Annotated in this window: 18 protein-coding genes and 4 tRNA genes; 10 read left to right on the top strand and 12 right to left on the bottom strand. The window is 39.8% G+C overall.

Annotation, left to right across the window (positions count from 1 at the left end; genetic code table 11):
• Nucleotides 1-5 precede the first annotated feature (5 nt).
• Genes ASF86_RS12090 through ASF86_RS12080 form a run of 3 tightly spaced genes read right to left on the bottom strand, consistent with a single transcriptional unit; the run spans nt 6 to nt 2,451 of the window.
• On the bottom strand, nt 6-755 hold the full coding sequence (locus ASF86_RS12090) for a type 4a pilus biogenesis protein PilO (protein ID WP_005038271.1): 750 nt from the start codon (nt 753-755) through the stop codon (nt 6-8).
• On the bottom strand, nt 752-1,393 hold the full coding sequence (locus ASF86_RS12085) for a PilN domain-containing protein (RefSeq protein ID WP_017390950.1): 642 nt from the start codon (nt 1,391-1,393) through the stop codon (nt 752-754). Before ASF86_RS12085 ends, ASF86_RS12090 begins: the two co-directional genes overlap by 4 nt.
• On the bottom strand, nt 1,393-2,451 hold the full coding sequence (locus ASF86_RS12080) for a pilus assembly protein PilM (protein WP_056482436.1): 1,059 nt from the start codon (nt 2,449-2,451) through the stop codon (nt 1,393-1,395). The genes ASF86_RS12085 and ASF86_RS12080 overlap by 1 nt, the downstream gene beginning before the upstream one ends.
• A 161-nt stretch (nt 2,452-2,612) precedes the next feature.
• Between ASF86_RS12080 and ponA the strand changes: the two genes are divergently transcribed.
• Nucleotides 2,613-5,174 carry a penicillin-binding protein PBP1a gene (gene ponA, locus ASF86_RS12075; protein ID WP_056482433.1) on the top strand — a complete coding sequence of 854 codons (2,562 nt, stop codon included), beginning with the start codon at nt 2,613-2,615 and terminating at the stop codon, nt 5,172-5,174.
• A gap of 54 nt (nt 5,175-5,228) precedes the next feature.
• Here the strand turns inward: ponA and ASF86_RS12070 are convergent, their stop codons facing one another.
• The 9 genes from ASF86_RS12070 to ASF86_RS12030 form a co-directional block, all read right to left on the bottom strand.
• Complete coding sequence (locus ASF86_RS12070) at nt 5,229-6,053, bottom strand: putative RNA methyltransferase (protein ID WP_081407687.1); 825 nt, start codon at nt 6,051-6,053, stop codon at nt 5,229-5,231.
• 2 nt (nt 6,054-6,055) lie between these two features.
• On the bottom strand, nt 6,056-6,388 hold the full coding sequence (locus tag ASF86_RS12065) for a hypothetical protein (protein ID WP_003653820.1): 333 nt from the start codon (nt 6,386-6,388) through the stop codon (nt 6,056-6,058).
• Between the two features lie 59 nt (nt 6,389-6,447).
• Nucleotides 6,448-7,566 (bottom strand): phospho-N-acetylmuramoyl-pentapeptide-transferase, encoded by a 1,119-nt coding sequence (mraY, locus tag ASF86_RS12060; protein WP_003653822.1) that lies wholly within the window; start codon nt 7,564-7,566, stop codon nt 6,448-6,450.
• On the bottom strand, nt 7,567-8,967 hold the full coding sequence (locus tag ASF86_RS12055) for a UDP-N-acetylmuramoyl-tripeptide--D-alanyl-D-alanine ligase (protein ID WP_056482430.1): 1,401 nt from the start codon (nt 8,965-8,967) through the stop codon (nt 7,567-7,569).
• A gap of 8 nt (nt 8,968-8,975) precedes the next feature.
• Nucleotides 8,976-10,475: a UDP-N-acetylmuramoyl-L-alanyl-D-glutamate--2,6-diaminopimelate ligase gene (locus tag ASF86_RS12050; RefSeq protein WP_056482427.1), complete on the bottom strand. Its 1,500-nt coding sequence runs from the start codon at nt 10,473-10,475 to the stop codon at nt 8,976-8,978.
• A 3-nt stretch (nt 10,476-10,478) separates the two neighbouring features.
• Nucleotides 10,479-12,311 carry a penicillin-binding protein PBP3 gene (gene ftsI / locus ASF86_RS12045; RefSeq protein WP_056482424.1) on the bottom strand — a complete coding sequence of 611 codons (1,833 nt, stop codon included), beginning with the start codon at nt 12,309-12,311 and terminating at the stop codon, nt 10,479-10,481.
• An 11-nt stretch (nt 12,312-12,322) separates the two neighbouring features.
• Nucleotides 12,323-12,655 (bottom strand): cell division protein FtsL, encoded by a 333-nt coding sequence (ftsL, locus tag ASF86_RS12040; protein ID WP_004789835.1) that lies wholly within the window; start codon nt 12,653-12,655, stop codon nt 12,323-12,325.
• Nucleotides 12,655-13,578: a 16S rRNA (cytosine(1402)-N(4))-methyltransferase RsmH gene (rsmH, locus tag ASF86_RS12035; protein WP_056482421.1), complete on the bottom strand. Its 924-nt coding sequence runs from the start codon at nt 13,576-13,578 to the stop codon at nt 12,655-12,657. Before rsmH ends, ftsL begins: the two co-directional genes overlap by 1 nt.
• 232 nt (nt 13,579-13,810) lie before the next feature.
• Nucleotides 13,811-14,812, bottom strand: a complete 1,002-nt coding sequence (locus ASF86_RS12030) for a sulfate ABC transporter substrate-binding protein (protein ID WP_056482418.1) — start codon at nt 14,810-14,812, stop codon at nt 13,811-13,813.
• A gap of 399 nt (nt 14,813-15,211) precedes the next feature.
• Between ASF86_RS12030 and ASF86_RS12025 the strand changes: the two genes are divergently transcribed.
• The 9 genes from ASF86_RS12025 (at nt 15,212) to ASF86_RS11985 (ending at nt 21,648) form a co-directional block, all read left to right on the top strand.
• The gene (locus tag ASF86_RS12025; RefSeq protein WP_005038248.1) at nt 15,212-15,511 is read left to right on the top strand and encodes a hypothetical protein; all 300 of its coding nucleotides are present in this window, start codon (nt 15,212-15,214) and stop codon (nt 15,509-15,511) included.
• A gap of 116 nt (nt 15,512-15,627) precedes the next feature.
• Nucleotides 15,628-17,136: a glutamate--tRNA ligase gene (gene gltX, locus ASF86_RS12020; protein WP_056482415.1), complete on the top strand. Its 1,509-nt coding sequence runs from the start codon at nt 15,628-15,630 to the stop codon at nt 17,134-17,136.
• Between the two features lie 57 nt (nt 17,137-17,193).
• Nucleotides 17,194-17,269: transfer RNA gene (locus tag ASF86_RS12015), tRNA-Ala, on the top strand.
• Nucleotides 17,270-17,294: 25 nt separating this feature from the next.
• Nucleotides 17,295-17,370: transfer RNA gene (locus ASF86_RS12010), tRNA-Glu, on the top strand.
• 128 nt (nt 17,371-17,498) lie between these two features.
• Nucleotides 17,499-18,920: an amino acid permease gene (locus tag ASF86_RS12005; RefSeq protein ID WP_004789844.1), complete on the top strand. Its 1,422-nt coding sequence runs from the start codon at nt 17,499-17,501 to the stop codon at nt 18,918-18,920.
• A gap of 119 nt (nt 18,921-19,039) precedes the next feature.
• A complete protein-coding gene (locus tag ASF86_RS12000; RefSeq protein WP_005038243.1) occupies nt 19,040-19,939 on the top strand; it encodes a hypothetical protein in 900 nt (299 codons plus the stop codon).
• 121 nt (nt 19,940-20,060) lie between these two features.
• Nucleotides 20,061-20,136: transfer RNA gene (locus ASF86_RS11995), tRNA-Glu, on the top strand.
• A 30-nt stretch (nt 20,137-20,166) separates the two neighbouring features.
• Nucleotides 20,167-20,242: transfer RNA gene (locus tag ASF86_RS11990), tRNA-Glu, on the top strand.
• 173 nt (nt 20,243-20,415) lie between these two features.
• The gene (locus tag ASF86_RS11985; protein ID WP_056482413.1) at nt 20,416-21,648 is read left to right on the top strand and encodes a tyrosine-type recombinase/integrase; all 1,233 of its coding nucleotides are present in this window, start codon (nt 20,416-20,418) and stop codon (nt 21,646-21,648) included.
• The last annotated feature ends 56 nt before the right edge of the window (nt 21,649-21,704 follow it).

The raw sequence follows: 21,704 nt of genomic DNA, 5'->3' as shown, positions 1-21,704 counted from the left end.
TGCTCCTATTTCGACTGTGTATTAGCAGTAGAGGAAACAGGTGCTACTGAAGCCGAAGCGTTGTTTTCCGGATGTTCAGCATTTTCTACGGCGCCCATATAGCGATAAGTTTTTGCTTTAATAGAATAATTAAGCACAGGAATATCTGACTTACTATCTTTAACAGGTGCAGCTTCTACAACAAAGTCATGCATTGTCACAATACGTGGTAATGCCGCAATACTACTGACAAAAGCACCAAAAGCGTGATAATCACCAGTTGCTTCCATCGTAATAGGCTGTTCAATAAAGATTTCTTGCTTCACTTCATCTTCTAAACGGATATTTTTAAACTTCAGGCCAGAATTCACCCCAGTTAAGTTAATATCTTCAACCAAGCTTGGAATTTCGGTTTCTTTTGGCAGTTGCTCTAACTGCTGATTAAAGTTTGCTTGCATCTCTTGAAGTTGAAGCTGATATTGCTGCAAGTTACGCAATTTTGAATCTTTTTCTCGAAACTCATTCAACAAATTACTTTCTTGTGCCTGTGCATTATCAATTGCTTGTAGCTTTGGCTGAATAACAACAAAATATCCCAAAGCCAACACAGCAAAGAAAATAAAAATCCAGCAAGTAATTTTCACAGATAATGGCCAACTACCATAGCTGTTCATATCTAGTGTGTTAAATTGCTGAAGAAATTTTTCTAAGGTGATCTTTTTTTTCTTAGATGGAGCTTGCTCTAACGACAACTCATGAAGTTCATCCGGACTCATTTAACCGCCCCCTTATCCGTGCTTACAGACGTATTGGCGGTATCATCTGTTGTAGTCACCCCCATTTCGCCCAAATCAACAGTCACAACAAAACTGCCATAGCTATCTTCCACTCGAGGAAGCAGCGAACTCGCAGTCTTATCTTTTTTCTCTTCAGTCGCCAAGAAAGAGTTCATAAAAGCGTTGCGATACCATGGTGATGCTTCGAGGTTACGTAATAACTCCGCAACCGTATTTGGACTTTCCGCTTTACCTTCAATGGTAAATTTATCTCCAGTTCGACTAAATTTAGTCAAATACATCGCAGCAGGAGTAACACGTACCAATTCATCTACCAAACGCACGACAACAGGGCGCTGACTTTGCAATCCCTGAATAAGTTTCATACGCTCGATAATAGCGTCACGTTGTTCTTGCAGACCATTTAAGGTTTTAAGTTGTTGATCTAGACTCTGGTTTGTACTGGTAATGAGTTGATTAGCTTGTTCTTGATCATTTAATTTTTGATTCAAATAAAACCACCCAGAAAATACAGTGGTAATCCCCAGCACAACTACGCCAAAACAGAAAATAATAAATTGTTTTTTGCGCTGCTCCCTAAGCCCATCACGCCAAGGGAGTAAATTAATTGTTGCCATTAATCAAAACTCCTTAAAGCCAAGCCACATGCCACCATTAACGATGAGGCATCATTTTCAATTTTTTGAACATCGACTTGAGGAGAAAAACCCATTTGTAAAAACGGATTGGCAATGGTCACACGGTAACCAAGTTTTTGCTGCAACAATTTAGCAAGCCCAGGAATATTGGCATTTCCACCAGCGAGTAAAATATGGTCAATTTCATTGAATTGTGATGAAGAGAAGAAAAATTGTAGAGATCTAGCTGCTTGCTGCACGACAGCATCAAGAAATGGCTCTAAGACTTCAATATCATAATCATCTGGTAAAGAGCGCTCTTTTTTAGCCCGTCCCGCTTCTTCTAAAGACAAACCATAACGGCTTTGAATTTCCAAAGTAAGCTGTTTACCACCAAAGACTTGTTCACGGGTATAAATGATTTTGCCATTTTGCATAACCGATAATGTCGTCATGGTATGACCGATATCTAAAATCCCAATGGTATTTGCACCCATTGGCAAGCTATCAGCAAATACACTAAAAGCACGCTCGACAGCATAACTTTCTACATCAGCAAGCTTAGGAGTTAAGTCCACCAGTTCCAGTACTTCTACTCGTGTTTCAACATTTTCTGTTCTTGTTGCAACTAAAAGTACATTCACACGGTTTGGATTAGGCAGTCGATCTGGTAAAACCTCAAAATCAAGGCTCACTTCATCTAAAGGGAACGGTATATACTGCTCCGCATCTAATCGAATCTGAACTTCTCGTTCATCATCATTCATATCTGCATCCATTTCGATGGTTTTATGAATAACCGTCGATGTTGGAACAGCAATTGCAGCGTTACTGGTTTGGGGATTTGCTAAATTCATCGCCCGTTCCAAAGCTTCTGCAACTGCCTCTGGATTCAAGATATTTTTTTCAACTACACTGTTCTCGGGTAAAGGCATCAAAGCATAGCTTTCCACCAAATATTTACCGTTCTTAACAGAGAGCTCTAACAACTTAACAGAAGTCGAACTAATATCGACACCCATTAACCCCTTATTCGGTTTACGATATAACCTGAGCACACTATTGTCCTATTATTTTTTTATCCCCAAAAAAAATTACAAACCAATAATCTAGGTCTTTATTTTTACACGGATACAATATCTCATCTAACAATCCGCATGTCTAAAGGCTATACTGACCACAATTAGTTTGTATTCGATCTTATTAAAGCTTACTTATCATGAAAAAGCTATCCAGTTTGGGCTTCGTGCGTCCAATTTTTTTGATCATTATTATTATCTTAGTCTCACTTCCGATGGGCTTTTATGGCATGTATCTCTATATCGCCCCATCGCTCCCAGAAATGAGTTCACTAAAAAAAGCTCCGCTTTTAAAACCACTACAGGTCTACACATCAGATAATCAACTGATTGCCGAGTATGGTGGTAAGCTGTCTATTCCGGTTGAATACAAACAAATTCCTCCTGCTTTTATTCATGCATTTTTAGCAGCAGAAGACTCTTCTTTCTTTGAACATAGCGGGATAAGTTTTAAGGGTTTAGGGCGTGCTTTAAGTGAAAGTGTGACTGGCTCTGATGTGCAAACTGGTGGTTCAACCATCACTATGCAGGTTGCAAAGAACTATTATTTGAGTCCAGAAAGAACATTAAAACGCAAAATAACCGAGATCTTTTTGGCTCGAAAAATTGAGCAAAATTTATCCAAAGAAGAAATTCTCAGTCTCTATGTGAATAAAATCTTCTTAGGAAAAAATGCTTACGGTATCGCAGCAGCAGCCAAAATTTATTACAACAAAAGTATTAATGAACTCAGCATTGCCCAAATGGCAATGATCGCAGGTTTACCAAAAGCGCCTTCTAAATACAACCCTGTGGTTAATCCAGAGCGTGCACTTGAACGTCGTAACTGGATTTTAGGTCGTATGTTACAGCTGGGTTATATCTCTCAAGCAGAATACCAAAAAGCTGTGGCTGAACCGATCAACCTCAATATGCCCAATCGGGATTTAAATAATATTCACCCTTATGCAGGTGAAATGGTTCGTTCAGAACTCGTAAAACATTTTGGCGAACAAGCAATTGATTCTGGCTATAAAGTCTATACAACCATCAATGCTAAACGCCAAGCGATTGCAGAAAAATCTGTGCAAGATGGTCTTGAAGCTTATGACCGTCGTCATGGCTGGCGCGGTGCTGAAGCACACGACAAACCATTAAGTGAATTTAGAGCATATGCCAACACCTACCCTGCACAAGTTACCAAGGTAAATAGCAGCTCTTTTGAAGCATTAATGCAAGATGGCACAACAGTTACTGTACAGTGGTCAGGTATGTCATGGGCCCGTCCCTATCGCAATGCGAATAGTGTAGGTGGTGCTCCTTCTCGTGCATCTCAGATTGTTCAAGTTAAAGATATTATTCGCTTACGTCCAAATGAAGCAAAAACAGCATGGTCTTTAGTTCAGGTTCCAAAAGTTCAAGGTCAACTCATTGCAATCAATCCTAACGACGGCTCAATTGAAGCAATTGTAGGTGGTTATAATTTCTATCAATCGAAATTTAACCGTGCTTTACAAGGCTGGCGCCAACCGGGTTCAACAATTAAACCTTTTGTCTATGCATTGGCACTAGAGCGCGGTATGACGCCGTACAGTATGGTGAATGATAGTCCTATCACGATTGGTAAGTGGACACCGAGAAACTCAGACGGTCGTTATTTAGGAATGATTCCATTACGCCGGGCGTTGTATTTGTCTCGTAACACCGTATCTGTACGTCTTTTACAGACAGTCGGTATTGAACGTACTCGACAGTTATTTATGGATTTTGGTTTACAAGAAGATCAAATTCCACGTAACTACACCATTGCCTTAGGTACTCCTCAAGTTTTACCAATTCAAATGGCAACGGGATATTCGACTTTTGCCAATGGCGGCTACCGCATTCAACCGCACTTTATTCAACGTATTGAAGATGCATACGGTAAAGTGATTTATGAAGCTAAGCCAGAATATGCATGTATTCCATGTATTAACGCACCTGACACAACTGATGACGAGCAGAAAGCTACGACAACAGACGATGAAGTGATTGAAGTTACTAATAAAGATGTAGAGCAGAAAGAAAAGGCAGCTAAGCAACTTAATCTTAAACAGACTGATAAAGCAAACAGTGAATATCGTCAGGCACAGCGTATTTTAAAATCAAGTTCTGCTTATGACATGGCTAATATTTTACGAGACGTTATTGAACATGGTACAGGCCGTGCTGCGCTTAAAATTGGTCGTAATGACTTAGGTGGTAAAACAGGTACAACCAACGATGCAAAAGACGCATGGTTTGCTGGCTTCAACGGCAAGTTAGTTACTGTGACGTGGGTTGGATTTGACCAACCAACGACACTAGGTCGTCGTGAGTATGGTGGTATTGCTGCATTACCGATCTGGATCAACTTTATGGGTCAAGCTTTGCAAGGTACACCATCAGCTTGGGTTCGCCTCGACAAAGATGCTCAAGCACCTATTTCACGTGACAAAAATCAAGCGGTAGTAGAAGTTAGCGACAAGAAAACCTATCGCGCGGCTCCACCATTGGCTCGTCCACTATATCGCCCAGCACCACCGCAACCGAAGCTCAACAATAACAATGACTTTGCCGATTTACCGGGTGAAGAAATTGTTATTCCATCAAAAGCTGCGCCTCCTGCTATGAAACCTTCACAGGAACCCGCGCCTAAGCGAGAAAAAGATGAACTAGAAAATCTGATTAATCAGATTGAATAAATAATAAAAAAGCCATCGTTAGATGGCTTTTTTTTGCGCTTCAAAAATAGTCTATTAGCTAGCTTCTTTATTACGCTTCTGAAAGACATAAATTTGAAAAGAGGCCGTTACTTCTAATTGCGACTGCTGCTCTAACTGCAAACGACGTTCGGGAGAAGCTTTATAAGCATAAGGCGTCATAGCAATCAGATTTTTTAGGGCCTGCTGATCAAGCACAAAAGGGGCATCAATAATTTGCTCTTGCTTGAGCTCGAACAAATCTTGCAACTGCTCCACAAACTTTTCTGGCGTGTGAGGATTAACTTGTTCAAATAAAGCCTCACGCATTGCATATAAATGTTCAGAGGCAGGCGTGACAACAATTAAATAACCATCATCTTTTAAAACACGCGCAATTTCTGCTTGTGGAATTGGGCTAAACAAACTGGTACATGCATCCATGCTTTGATCAAGCACAGGTAAAGTCGCACCGGTTCCCACAACCCAAGTCACTTCAGCATTGAGCTTTGCTGCACGCTGTACCGCATTTTTTGCAATATCAACACCAACACATTGCTCAACCACTTGCTGCACAGCACTTGTGTAATAGCCTTCCCCACACCCAATATCAAGTACAGTTTTTACATCGAGTTGTTTTAACAAAGCGACTACAGCATGTTGTAAGGGTTGGTAATAACCGCCTTGTAAAAAAGCTCGTCTCGCATCTACTGACTCTGGCGTGTCTCCAGGGTTTTTACTGTGCTTATGTTGCACAACATGTAAATTAACATAACCTTGTTTAGCGACATCATAACTATGCCCTTGTCCACATCGCCAAGTTTTTTCATTTAAATCCAGAGATTGACGACACACAGGACACATTAAAATTTGCTTAGTCACTTTTAATTATTCTCTTGTTCTTTTTGCTGTAAATAAGTCTTTGCCTGCATTCCCACAAATGTACGCCCCGCATTTGTTCCGTTAATCCATTCATCCACCTGAAATAAATCAAATAGACCAACCTTGACTAAAGTTGGAATTGCGATCTTTAACTCCTCTTCAATCTGTCCTCTTTGCCCTGCATTATATAATTCAATATTATGCAACATTGTAGCGACAGTTCCTGTTTGTACCTGACTTCCATCTTTAAGTACGACCTGAGGTAACACCTCACCCTCACCAACCACTTTTTGATTAATTACAGATAATTGGTCTAGACCAGCAACTTTTGTCATTCATCTCTCCAATAAAAAAAGCCAGTAGAACTGGCTTTATATTGACACTAAAATAAGATCTATCGCAATTTTAAAGTCATTAGACCTAAAACTACTAATATAATTGTAATAATCCAAAAACGAATCACAACTTGGGTTTCTTTCCAGCCCTGCTTTTCATAGTGATGATGCAACGGCGCCATTAAGAATACGCGTTTATTACGCATTCGCAACGATCCAATTTGCAAGAAGACAGATACTGCCTCCATTACAAACACACCACCCATAATCGCAAATACGATTTCTTGGCGCACCATGACAGCAATTGTTCCAAGCATCGCACCTAAAGCTAAAGCGCCAACATCACCCATAAAGATTTGGGCAGGGTGCGCGTTATACCAAAGAAATGCCAAACCTGCGCCAATCATGGCAGAGCAGATCACAACAAGCTCAGAGGTATATTTCACATATGGAATATGTAAATAGTTAGCAAAGCGGATGTCACCAGACAAGTAAGCAAATACACCTAAGCCGGTAGCTACCATTACAACAGGCATGATCGCCAAGCCATCTAAACCATCGGTTAAGTTAACCGCGTTAGAGGCACCATTAATCACCAGATAGGTAAATACAATAAATGCCAAGCCTAAAGGAACAATTGAGAGTGGGATTGAAAGATTCTTAAAGAAAGGAATCAATAAATCCAGCATATTTGCAGTATGTTCTGCATTGGACTGTTGAGTTGCGATTAAATATAACGCAATACCAGCACCAAGGGATGCAACAGAAGTCCAGAAAAACTTCTTACGTGCAGGTAAACCTGCATTGTCTTTATAGCGAATTTTAATCCAGTCGTCTGCCCAACCTACAGCACCGAACACAACCATTACACCAAGCACAATCCAGACATAAGGGTTAGATAAATCAGCCCAGAGTAAAGTACTAATCCCAATTGAAAGCAGAATTAAAATCCCGCCCATCGTTGGTGTACCCATCTTTTTAGCATGATTTTCAGGAGCAAATGAACTTACTGCCTGACCGTATTTTAACGCTTGTAATTTACGAATCATGATCGGTCCAAGGACCAAACCAATGGTCAGGGACGTTAATACACTGAGTAAAGAACGTAATGTTAAATAACGAACGACCTGAAACGAACTGTGATAGCCCGCAAGTTGTTCAAACAACCATAACAGCATTTAAAGTTTCTCCATCAAATCAGCCATCAACGTTTCCATATGAGTAAAGCGAGAACCTTTAAACAGGAAACTCATGGACTGGGGTTGATGTGTTTGGATTAGATTGATTAGAAATGGAAGCGCCTCAGCTTGTGTCTGAAATGCTTTCACTTTATTGGAATGAGAGTCTGCACCCTCGAGAGCGGCTGAAGCAAACTGCCCAACTGCAATAATATGATCTAAAGGAAGTTCGGCGAGATCATGACCTAAATCATGATGCTCTTGCCAACTACTATCTCCCAACTCACCAATATCACCCATTACCATCACTTTTATGCCTTGTTGCTGCAACAATACTTGCGCAGCAGCACGCATAGAATTTGGATTGGCGTTGTAAGTATCATCAATAAATAAGTAAGGAGATTTTTGAATAAAGTTTAGACGACCTTTAGCACCCTGAGCTTGCTCTAAGCCTTGGACAATATCTTCAAGTCCAATACCAAGCGCCAAAGCAAAGGCTACAGCCGCAGTGGCATTTTGCACATTATGCTCACCTGCAAAAGGAAGTTTAACGGCACTCATCCCTTGCGGCGTATGTAGGGTAAAATTTGTTGATTGAGGCAATAATTCAATATCTGTTGCATAAATATCGCCCCCTACACCAAATGTAGAAATGCGATGTGCTTGCGCAGCTTTATGAATTTCAGCAGTAAAATCATCTTGTTGTGGAACGATTGCAACGCCATTTGGTAAAATATGGCGATAAATTTCTGATTTAGCGCGGCAAATACCTTCACGTCCACCAAATTCACCCAAATGGGCTGTCCCAATATTTAAAATGCCCGCAACATGAGGCTGAACTAACTTAGAAGTATAATCAATTTCACCCTGATGACTTGCACCTAGTTCCATTACAGCAAACTGATGTTCTTTTCTCAGTTCAAGCAACATCATGGGTACACCGAGGTCATTATTTAAATTACCACGGGTGATTAATGTCAGAGCTAAACGCGATAATATACTTCCCAACATTTCTTTAGTTGTGGTTTTACCGCTACTACCTGTTAAAGCAATCACTTTTAATTGAGTATTTTGCTCACGACGATAAGCGCCAAGTTGCCCGAGAGCCAAGCGAGTGTCGGCAACAACCAACTGTGCAATATCTACATCCAAAGGGCGTTCAACAATTGCGATTTGACAACCATTCGCTGCAACCTGAGCTACAAAGTCGTGCGCATCAAAACGTTCACCCTTAAGTGCTAAAAAAACATCCCCAGTTTCCGCATGACGTGAGTCCGTCAAAATACGTTTAATTTCAGTTTGAGGGATCTGGTCTTTATGCCAGTAGCCCTGTGTTGCCTGTTGTAATTGCTGAGCTGTCCACGGTTCCAAAGGCACGGTACTGGTGGTTGAAGTATGCATAATTTGTCCTATTGTGCAGGGTAAGCAGCGTCTACAGTATGGTGTTGCGCAGCAATCGCTGATTGAACTTCAACAACATCATCAAACCAGTGACGCACACCATTAATTTCTTGATAGTTTTCATGACCTTTACCAGCAATAACAACAATATCACCAGCCTGAGCCTGCTGTGCAACAAATTTAATTGCTTCACGGCGGTCATGAATTTCATGCATACGATGCCCTGAAAAATCGATTCCTTGCTTCATATCAGCAAAAATTTGTTCAGGGTCTTCAGTTCTTGGGTTATCTGAAGTCAAAATAATCGGATTTGCGCCGTCTAAAGCGGCTTGAGTCATCAGTGGACGTTTGCCTCGATCCCGATCTCCACCACATCCGAATACCGCCCAAAGTTGATTAGATACATGACGTTTTAGAGTTTTAAGCACCTGAATCAAAGCATCAGGTGTGTGCGCATAATCCACAACAAATAAACGTTGACCATCACGAATGACCTGCATTCGTCCCGGCGCACCAATCAATTGAGGGACAAAAGCGACTAATGCTTCTAAATCAAAACCTGCTTGCTCAGCAGCAATAAGTGCTGCAATCAAGTTTTCGACATTGAAATGCCCCAATAATGGACTTTGAACAGCAAAAGAACCTTGCTGGCTGACTAAATTAAAAGTCGCCCCTGCCAAACTGTAACTTAGGTCACTAATATAATAATCTGCTGTATTTTGAGTAAGCGAATACGTCAGAATCTTTGGCTGAGCAGGATTTTGTTTTGCTGCATTTATTATTAGAGCAGCATACTCATCATCCAGATTAATAACAGCCACTTTTAAAGAGCTGAAGCGGAATAAAAGAGCCTTAGCTTCAGCATAAGCCTCTAAAGTGCCATGATAATCCAGATGATCACGGCTCAAATTGCTATAAACGGCAATTTCAATAGCACAACCATTTAAACGGCCCTGCTCTAAACCATGTGAGCTTGCTTCCAAAGACGCAAAAGTTGCACCTTGTTTAGCATAGTCATATAACGCATTTTGTAATTGTAAAGCATCAAGTGTGGTATGCGTTGATGGTGTTAAGTCTGGCAAAATACCATTACCCGTAGTTCCCATCACTGCACATTGCTGTTGTTGCGAACTAATTAACTCAGCAATTAGACGTGAAATTGTCGTTTTACCGTTTGTGCCTGTCACTGCAACAATACGTGCTGGTGCAACTGGATCTATCTGCTGCAAATAACGCTGTTGCCATTCACCCATACGCTGACGTACATCAGGACATACCCACTCATTTTCCAAACCCAACTCAGTCTCACTAATGATAGCAAGTGCACCATTGGCTAAAGCTGACTCAGCAAATATACGCGTTTTTTCAGGTTGGCTATAACTGGTCAAGGCAATAAAGATTTGGCCTGACTCAACCTTACGGCTGTCTAAACTAAAGCCATGAAAAGGCTGCTTAGACCACTGTGCATCAATCTCGACTGGATTAATTTCTTGAAAAGAAACAGACATAGCTTACCTGCGAATAGGGTTTTCTGGAGTATCAAGGGGTTTATCAAGCGGTACGTTCATTAAGCGCAATGATTCTTGCATAATGCGTGCAAAAACAGGGGCAGCAACCAAACCACCGTAATAACGGCCTTGCGGGTTTTCAACCACAACAATAACTGCTAAACGCGGGTCACTAATTGGGGCAATACCAGCAAATAAAGCACGGTATTCATTATTTGAATAACCTTTACGGTCTGCACGAAGTTTATGCGCCGTACCAGTTTTACCACCCACGCGATAACCCGGAATATTAGCTTGTTTTGCAGTACCACCAGGCATAGTCACCTGCTCTAGCATAAGCAAAACCTGATCGGCAATTTTTGGAGCAAGAACTTGCTCACCTTTAGGTGCCTGATCTAACTTATGCAGGCTTAAAGGCATTTTCTCGCCATGATTTGCAAGCATTGCATAGCCTTGCGCCAACTGGAGAATAGTCGCATTTAGACCATAACCATAAGCCATGGTACCAATTTGGGAAGAATTTAATTTACTTGCCGGTAGCACTAAACCTGAGCTTTCACCTGGAAATTTCACAGCCGAGCGTTTACCAAAACCAGCACGATTAAAGAAGCTCGGCAATGTTTGCTTTGGAAGTGACAATGCAATTTTTGCAGAACCCACGTTTGAAGACTTGATAATTACGCCACTTACAGTTAATGCACCATAATTATGGGTATCGCGAATTGTATGCCAACCTAAACGCATTGAACCTGGAGAAGTGTTTACAATGGTATTTGGCGTATATTGTCCAGTTTCCAGTGCCGCAGAGACAGTAAATGGCTTCATGGTTGAACCCGGTTCGAACATATCAATCGCACCGCGGTTACGCATGGCATCTTTATTAGATAAACCGTTTTTGTCATTTGGGTTATATGACGGCCAACTGGTCATTGCCAAAATTTCGCCAGTTTTAACATCTACAGCAATAGCTGTTGCCGAACGAGCGTTATTTGCAACACCAGCAGCTGTTAATTCACGGTACATAATGTACTGCAAACGGGAGTCAATACTTAAAGTGATGTTTTCGCCCGGTTCACCCTCACGAATAACCTCTGAAACTTTTAAACGGTTTCCGCGCTTATCACGAATAATTTTTTGCTCACCATCCACACCCGACAGCTGTTTATTGAGCTGCATTTCCAAGCCTTCAATCCCTTGGCCTTCACTGTTGGTTAAACCAATAATCTGGGCATTTGGCTGTGGTTGAGGATAATAACGCTTATACGTTTTCTCGGCATATACCCCTTGAAAGTTACCCTTCGTAATGAGGTCTGCCTGCTGCGGTGGTATTTCTTTCTTCAAAACCAGATAACGAGAACGTGGTCGTGCATTCATCTGTTTTTTAAGATCGGCACGGTCTAAACCGACTACATCCGCCAACTCATCAAGATTCAAATTTTTATCGGGTAATTGTCTTTTTAATTTACGATTATTCGGATCTTTCTTTAATTCTTCTGTAATTTGGTCATATAAGTGTTTGGTATCGAAATAATCACGTGGATCCATTACGATTTTCATGATCGGTGTACTAATTGCCAAAGGTACCCCGTGGCGGTCACTAATCACGCCACGCATAGCTTCTACACGCTCAGTACGCAAAATATTGGCATTGGCCTTGTTTTGTAAAAAATCTTTATTAATTACTTGTACATAAAATGCACGTGCAATTAAAACAACAAAACAGAGCAGCACCACTGCCCAGAGCAGATAAAACCGCCACATATCAAATGCAAGAGTTGGTTTTTCCGAAATAGACTGCTGTTTTTTCCGTGTTTGTTTTGTTCGCTTATCTACCATACAGCAAGGCCTTACTTATTTTGCTCTGAGGTCATTGGTAAAGAAATTACCACCGTTTCTGCAGCCGGTGGAGAAAACATCCGTAGCTGAGTTACAGCACGCGTACCAATCTGTGCTGTTGCACCAAAGGTTTGTTGCTCAATGAGCAAACGCCCCCATTCAGCATTGAGATCATCACGTTCACGCATATAAGAGCTAAGCTCTCTATAATCATGACGATATTCAAATACTTGAAATACCACCATCATGGCACTTATAAAAACAAGCGCCACCAATACTGTATACACAACAACTTTTTTCACCACTTTGTTTTCTGTGGTTGCGATTTCATCACTGCTTTTCATTACGCGCCTTTTTCTTCCAAGCGTTCAGCAACCCGAAGCCATGCACTACGTGAACGAGGGTTCGCTTTTACTTCTTCTTCACTCGCACGAACCCGTGAAATTTTCTTTAATCTTCTTGTATCTATCCGCTGCTCAGGCATTCCCCAACCGAAATCTTCTGCTAACGTAGATTCTTTTTGAATAAACTGCTTAATCAGTCGGTCTTCAAGAGAATGGAAACTAATAACAGATAAACGTCCTTCCGGTTTTAGTAAGTCTACAGCTTGCGGCAAAAACAGTTCAATATCTTCAAGCTCTTTATTAATAGCAATTCGAATAGCCTGAAATGCACGTGTCGCTGGATGTTTATGTTTTTCCCATTTTGGATGAGCGGTTTTAACAACTTCCGCCAATTGAGCGGTCGTTTCTAGTTTTCCAGCTAGTTTAATGGCTTTAGCAATACGTCGACTATAACGCTCTTCACCATATTGATAAATAATATTTGCTAATTGTTCTTCTTCAATTTTAAGTAACCACTCAGCAGCAGTTAAACCCTTAGAATTATCCATTCGCATGTCCAACGGACCATCTTGCATAAAGCTAAAACCACGCTCAGCCTGATCAAGTTGAGGAGATGAAACCCCTAAGTCAGCCATAATTCCATCAACACTCATCACACCAATTTCCTGCATCTTCTCTTTGATATCAGCAAAACTGGCATGAATGATGGTAAATCTTGGATCTTCTTGTGCCAAAGCAGCAGCAACTTCCAAAGCTTGAGGATCTTTATCAAATGCATACACTCGTGCATTTTCATCAAGTTTGGAGAGCAATAAACGTGTATGCCCGCCTCTTCCGAAGGTTGCATCGATATACACCCCTGTTGTGCGATCTGCCAATAAGCTCTCAACGGTCTCAAAAAGTAAGACAGAAATATGCGACATAGGTGTTAAATCATTGCGTAAAAATGTAACTGCACATTATCACCTTGTTTATGACCAACACCAAACTGCTTTTTGTAGGAAAATATTAATTTTTCATAGATAAAACCGTTTTGTTAGCATTTTTTAAGCAAAAAAAGAAAGCAAGCTAACCTTTTTAAGTTTGCTTGCTTTCTTTATGAATATTTATCTTTTAAATTTTCTTTTTGAACTACTGTTTTTTAGGTAATTTTATTTACTGCTTCCCATCATAAATTTGATCAAAGACAGCTCCATTAGCAAAGTGAGTTTTCTGAGCTTTAGCCCAACCACCGAACACATCGTTAATGGTAAATAATTTAATTTTTGGGAATTGTGCTGCATATTTTGCTGCCACTTGAGCATTACGTGGTCGGAAATAATGTTTAGCAGCCAGCTCTTGCCCTAACGGTGAATATAAAAAGTTCAAATAACCTTTTGCTAAAGTGCGGTTCCCATCTTTATCAACGGTTTTATCTACAATTGCGACTGATGGCTCTGCCAAAATTGAAATTGATGGGTAAACGATTTCATATTTATCTTTATCAGGTCCTTTCGTTGCCAATAAAGCTTCGTTTTCCCAAGATAATAAAACATCACCAATGCCACGTTCGGCAAATGTTGTTAGCGAACCGCGTGCTCCTGAATCAAGTACTTTTACATTGTGATAAAGCTTTTTAACTAACTCACGAGCTTTAGCATCATTACCACCCGGTTGTTTTAAGGCATAACCCCACGCAGACAAATAAATCCAACGAGGTGCGCCACCTGTTTTAGGGTTAGGGGTGATAATTTCAACACCTGGTTTTGTTAGATCATTCCAGTCACGTATATTTTTAGGATTGCCTTTTCGTACTAGAAATACAACAGTAGAAGTATAAGGCGCAGAATTATTCGGAAATTCTTTTTGCCAATTCGGCTGGATAAAGCCTGCTTTCACAATCTCATCAATATCATTAGCTAACGCTAACGTTACAACATCAGCTTCTAAACCCGTAGCCACCGCCCGAGCTTGTTTACCAGATCCACCATGTGACTGTTTAAATTCAACATCCTGCCCTGTGCGTTGTTTCCAGAACTTACCAAAAGCCTGATTATATTCTTGATAAAACTCTCGGGTCGGATCATAAGAAACGTTTAAAAAAGAGGTAGCGGCTTGAGCTGCTGTTACCGCCATTCCCAAATACACAGCTACAGCCATTATTGATATTTTTTTCATTTACAAAATCCATCATTGGTTTTAGTTTTACTATATTTTTAATTTTATAATTTACAATCAATTACTTATATTAATATATTTTTTATTAATCTCTTTAAAATATATAGATTAAGATGTCTAAGTTATTTCATTTTTGAAAATTTTTGTAATTATTCTTACAACTTAATGAGGGCCTTCACTTTATCTACACATTAATTTGTTAAATAATGAAGCGCAAAGGATACATATGGCCTACATTTAGGTCGACCAGATTAAAATATAGATAATTTTTGTAAAAAGTGTGACACAGTTCCACTTTTTTATTAAGATTTATGTTTAAATCGTAGCATTACCGTAATTTTACATTTCGTTAAACTCAAAAAATAGATGAAATGTAATGAACAGAGGGGATGATTAATAATGAAAATTCATTATGGAAAAGCGTTAAGCTTAAGTTTGGTGCTGGGTTTGGCATCACAGTTTTCTGCAGCAGCAGTACTTAAAGATACTCCAAACAAAACTGGGTCAGATAAGCAGACTTCGCTTATTGAAAAAGCTTTAGATCAACAGAAACGCAATCCTATTGTATTACCTTCTACAGATGATGAGCTTAAAGTACTCAATACTATTCGCGTTACACCGACTCAAAATTTTCTCGCTGCTCAGCATGAACGTTTTTCACGTTTTGTTCAGGCAATCTTTCAGCCGCATGCTTCTTAAAATCTGAAACATCCCCTCTTCGTTTCAGTTTTAGCCCAGTCTGATGTTAAATAAAACGTCAGAATACTGGGCTTTTTCGTTATAATAGTTTCAATTTTTATTTTGACCCATTACCTATGAAAGTTCGTACTCGTATTGCACCTTCCCCTACTGGTTTTCCTCATGTCGGCACCGCCTACATCGCCTTATTTAACATGTGTTTTGCGAAACAACATGGCGGAGAATTTATTTTAAGGATTGAAGATACAGACCAACTTCGCTCTACACCAGAATCTGAAAAAATGATTTTGGATTCATTGCGTTGGTTAGGTCTAAATTGGTCGGAAGGTCCAGATGTGGGGGGCCCTCATGCACCGTATCGTCAATCTGAACGTATGGGAATTTATAAGCAATACGCATTAGAACTTGTTGAAAAAGGTCATGCTTTTTATTGTTTTGCTACAGCTGAAGAACTAGACCAGATGCGTGCAGAACAACAAGCACGTGGTGAAACACCAAAATATGACGGTCGTGGGTTAAAACTTTCTCAAGAAGAAGTGACTCGTCGCTTGGAAGCGGGCGAACCACATGTCATCCGTATGAAAGTACCTGAAGAAGGTATTTGTAAATTTAATGACTTATTACGCGGGGAAGTTGAAATTCCTTGGGCGCAAGTCGATATGCAAGTTCTTCTTAAAAATGATGGATTACCAACTTATCATTTGGCCAATGTCGTTGATGACCATTTAATGGAAATCACTCATGTATTGCGTGGTGAAGAATGGCTTCCATCTGCACCGAAGCATCAGTTGCTTTACCAATATTTTGGTTGGGAAATGCCAACACTTTGCCACATGCCATTGTTACGCAATCCAGATAAATCAAAATTATCTAAACGTAAAAACCCGACATCAATTAACTACTACCGCGATATCGGTGTATTACCAGAAGCCTTGTTAAACTATTTAGGCCGTATGGGTTGGTCAATGCCGGACGAAAAAGAAGTGTTCACGCTACAAGACATGATGGATAACTTTGATATTCAACGTGTATCACTCGGCGGACCAATTTTTGATGTTGAAAAATTGAACTGGCTTAACGGTCAATGGATCAAAGGTTTAACCCCTGGCCAACTGTTGGACCGTTTATTAACTTGGAAGAGTGATCGTAGCACTTTAGAAGATATCGCTGCTGCCATTCAACCGCGTATTAATTTGCTTTCAGAAGCTGTAAATTGGGCTGGTTTCTATTTTAACCATATGCCACAAATTACCGCTGAAATGTTTGAAAGTAAAAAATTGACTCAAGAACAGGTTCGTCAAAGTCTTCAATTTGCAATATGGCGTCTTGAAGGCCAATTTACATGGAACAATGACACTGTTAGCCAAACCCTAATGGATCTTGCGAACCAGATGGACATTAAATTACGCGATTTCATGCCAGCGTTCTTTATCGCAATTGCGGGTTCAACCAGCTCAACACCTGTAATGCAGTCAATGGTCACTCTTGGACCTGATTTAACTTTCGCTCGTTTACGTCGCGCTTTAGAAATTGTGGGTGGACCAAGCAAGAAAGAAGTTAAAAATTGGGAAAAACTCAATGAGAGCTTAAAATTGCCGAAAAATGAAGCAACTAGCGAAGTTTAATTCATTTTTTAGTTGACGTGTGAGCGCATTCAACCTAATATTGCGCTCACACAAACTGGGGTCATAGCTCAGTTGGTAGAGCGCTACAATGGCATTGTAGAGGTCAGCGGTTCGATCCCGCTTGACTCCACCACGCTCCTTTGTGTTTGCCTCATCAAGTCCCTATCGTCTAGAGGCCTAGGACATCGCCCTTTCACGGCGGTAACCGGGGTTCGAATCCCCGTAGGGACGCCATATTCTGCTTTAAAAATTATTAAAAGACTCTATCGTCACCTTACTGTTTATTCTTTATCTCTTTCTAGATTGCACATTTGTCTATTTTATCTAAAATAGCGTCTTTCTTAATTCTCTCAATGTGTAATATGCAGCCATCTGACAATCAACTAGATGCTCATCAGCATCAGAACAGTACTGCACCTTTAAAAAGAGCCATGAGTACTCGCCATCTTGTTATGCTATCACTAGGCGGGGCAATCGGAACTGGTTTATTTTTAGGTTCAGGGGAAGTCATTTCACAAACTGGAGCTATTGGCGCAATTATTGCCTATATTCTTGGTGGCGCGATCGCTTATATGGTCATGCTCTGCCTAGGAGAACTTGCTGTACATATGCCTGTTTCAGGCTCTTTTGGTGCCTATGCCAAAAAATATATCAGCCCGAGTACAGGCTATATGATTTCTTGGATGTACTGGTTGACCTGGACTGCAACGCTTGGAACTGAATTCACAGCTGCGGCATTACTCATGCAGGAATGGTTCCCACATATTTCAATGTGGATCTGGACAATTGTTTTTGCAATCACTATTTTTGGTTTAAATATTAGTTCAACTCGCATTTTTGCTGAGTCTGAGTTTTGGCTAGCTCTTGTTAAAGTGATTACCGTGATTGCTTTTATTGTGCTCGGCCTATTAGCAATTTTTGGTTTAATTCCTTTTCATGGTAGCCAAACTGCACCGCTATTTAGCAATCTTACAGCTCAAGGCTGGTTCCCGCATGGCTTAATTCCTATTTTTACCACCATGCTAATTGTTAACTTTGCTTTCTCAGGAACCGAATTAATTGGCGTAGCAGCAGGTGAAACCAAAGATCCGGCTCAAAATGTACCCAAAGCAATTAATGCGGCGATTTGGCGTCTTCTTATTTTCTTTGTAGGGACAATTATTGTTATTAGCGCTTTGCTTCCCTTCCAACTTGCAGGTTTAGGCGGTGAAAGCGTAAGTAGTAGTCCTTTCGTTACTGTATTTAATTATATTGGCATTCCATATGCGGATGACATTATTAGGTTTGTAATTATTACCGCCCTACTTTCGGCAGCAAACTCAGGCCTTTATGCCGCTTCACGTATGATGTGGTCACTGTCGGAACAAAAATTATTACCTAGCGTATTTGCTACACTCTCAAAAAGTGGAACACCTATTGTTGCCCTAGTTGTCACAATGTTTGGAGCAATTCCAGGCTTGTTATCAGAGCAATTTGCCCCAGAGACTATTTTTAAAAATCTGCTTGGCGTTGCAGCATTTACTATGGTTATTGTCTGGATGAGCATTTGTTTAAGTCAATTCAATTTCCGCCGCCAATGGTACAAATCTGGCCATACTGTTAAAGACTTACAATACGCCGCTCCATTATTCCCTATCGTTCCAATTTTAGGTTTTATTTTCTGCTTTATTACTTGTTTAAGTATGGCAGCAGACCCTGAAATGCGTGCTGGTTTTGTGGGCTGCCTCATTTTTACAGCTTTATGTTATGTCAGCTATTTTATTTTTTACCGCAATAAAGTCTAAACCACTCTTATTCAATGAAAGTGTAGCAAAAAGCTACACTTTTTTTTGTCTACACACTGGTTTTATATAACATACCGTTGTAGATTAAAATTTATATTAAAAACAATTCCTTGTATAGAATGAAAATTATATTTATCCACGGGATGAATCAACAGAATTACACATCACACCGCTTAAAAGAGCATTGGTTAAAAGTATTTAAGCTCGGTCTAAAGCAAATGCCTTGCAAAGTTAACGTACGCGATCTTCATATTCATATGCCATTTTATGGCGATTTGATGAATAAATATCAATTAAGTAATCAATTAGATCTTACAACCTTGTTACCTAAAACATTTTTAAATAATTATTTACCTATTCATTTACATGAGAATAATCCCCCAACGAAAGAACACACCCCATTTATTCCTTTATTGTCGCCATCAACGGATCAAGCTGAAAAGAGCTTTTCAGAACGACTCTATCTGACCTCTCAACTCGTAAAGGATCGAGTACTCAAAGAATTGGTTGTTCTTTTAAACAACTTTCCAAAATTGCATGAGAGTTTGATACAGCAGTTTCTGATTGAAACTTATATGTACTTATCTAATCCTGAATTTATGCAAGAAGTGAATGAGCGAATTTTAAAGAAAATGCGAGAAGATGATGATTATATTGTCGTTGCGCACTCTCTCGGCTCAGTTATTGCCTATCGGCTATTTTCAGACCCTTCTTATCAATTTTCAGTTAAACGATTTATAACTTTAGCGTCCCCTTTATCTTTTCGCGTCATTCAAAGTAAGCTCCCGAGCCCAATTGCTAGACCACCCTGTATTCACGGTGAATGGTTTAATTTTTATTCTCAAGATGACTTTCTGACTGCATTTCCATTATCTGAGGCTCCTTTTAACTTTGATCCGCCTATTATTAATCAGAAAATTTTTACCTTCGCCAACCAGCCACATGAGATTTTAGGATATTTACAACATCCCTCCGTGATAAAGGCAATTATTGAACCTTTTCAGAAAAAAGAGGGCTAAATGTATATATTTTCTACAATTTGAGTTATTTTTAAGCGCTTGATAGCTTTTTTTAATATTTATTCAGAAAACTATTTGACACTTTTATTAAATCGACCTAATATACGCCCACCTCTGAAACGTCCCTATCGTCTAGAGGCCTAGGACATCGCCCTTTCACGGCGGTAACCGGGGTTCGAATCCCCGTAGGGACGCCAGTAATTTTTTCAGATGTATGCCTCATATAAGTCCCTATCGTCTAGAGGCCTAGGACATCGCCCTTTCACGGCGGTAACCGGGGTTCGAATCCCCGTAGGGACGCCAAATTCAAATCTACTGTAGTCTACAGTAGTACACAAACCCTTGAATTCATTAAGTTCAAGGGTTTTTTGTTGTCTATAGCTGTTCACAATATTTCCCCCAAATCTACCATTCTAAACGGTATATTTAACGGTATATCTTGATACCGCTATGATACCGTTAAGGGGAAAACAGTTATGTCCAGAGCAATAAATAGACTAACAGCCTTAAAAGTAAAAAATTTAAAATTTGATGAGGCTATTAGTAACAAGTACACCGATGGGGATGGTTTGTATTTACAGATCAATAAAAACGGTAGTAAGTACTGGCGTATGGACTACACCAATCCAATAACTAAAAAGCGTAATACACTTGCTCTAGGAGTTTATCCAACGATTGCTCTAGAACAAGCAAGGAAACGCCGTGATGAAGTAAAGTTACAACTTGCTGAAGGCAAAGACCCAGCTAACGAACGTGATATTAAAAGAGAACAAGCTAAATTAAGCATGAGCAATGCTTTTAAAATTATTACTCAAGATTGGCTTGAATTACGAGAAAAAGAAGGCAAAAAAGATAGTGAGGTCATACGCCGTTTAAACAAAGATGTTCTACCCTTTATTGGAGATTTCCCCATATCTCAAATTTCACATGAGATTATTGAAAATGAAGTGACTAACCGTATTGTAGAGCGTGGTGCGCTTGAACTGGCTCGTAAGGTTCTTATTTCAGTTAAGCAGATACTTGAATATGCTAGACGGAAAAAGCTCATATTGATTAATCCAGCGCATGACGTGATACTACCTAAACCGATAAGTGGAAACTTTGCAGCAATTACAGACCCTTCTGCTCTTTCAGATCTCATCAAGGCTGTATGGGATGACACAGATACTCGCATGACATTTGTGACTCGATGCGCTGTAAAAATCTCTTTATTTATCTTTTCACGTCCAACAGAAATTAGAACTATAAAATGGTCAGATTATAATAAGAAGGAAGGAGTATTAAACATATACCCCTTAAAGCAAAAGGCAACAAAGCAAGATACAGATAAACCTAAGATAGTTATCCCCTTACCTACGCAAGCCATTGAACTACTAGAACAACTCTATCCGCTTACAGGACACCGAGAATACATATTTGCAAGTAATCGAGGTGAAGAACCCTATATTAGTGAAAGTACTGTTAATGAAGCACTCAAGCGTATTGGATTTAAAGGAGAGCAAACTGCTCACGGCTTTCGAGCTACTGCTAGAACGATACTTGAAGAAGAACTTGATATTGAACCAGTATGGATTGAAAGACAGCTTGCACACAAAGTTAGAGATGCTAATGGAGAATCCTATAATCGTACTAAGCATGTAAAAAACAGAAAAGCCATGCTACAAATATGGGCTGATTATCTGACTAATCAATTACTACAGAAAGAATAATAAATTTAATAAAAAATATTATTTCATCTTAAAGACTTAACCTCCTAATAGCTTTA

The organism is Acinetobacter sp. Leaf130, assembly GCF_001423205.1.
GTDB lineage: Bacteria > Pseudomonadota > Gammaproteobacteria > Pseudomonadales > Moraxellaceae > Acinetobacter > Acinetobacter calcoaceticus.
This window is presented reverse-complemented; position numbering and strand designations above follow the sequence as displayed.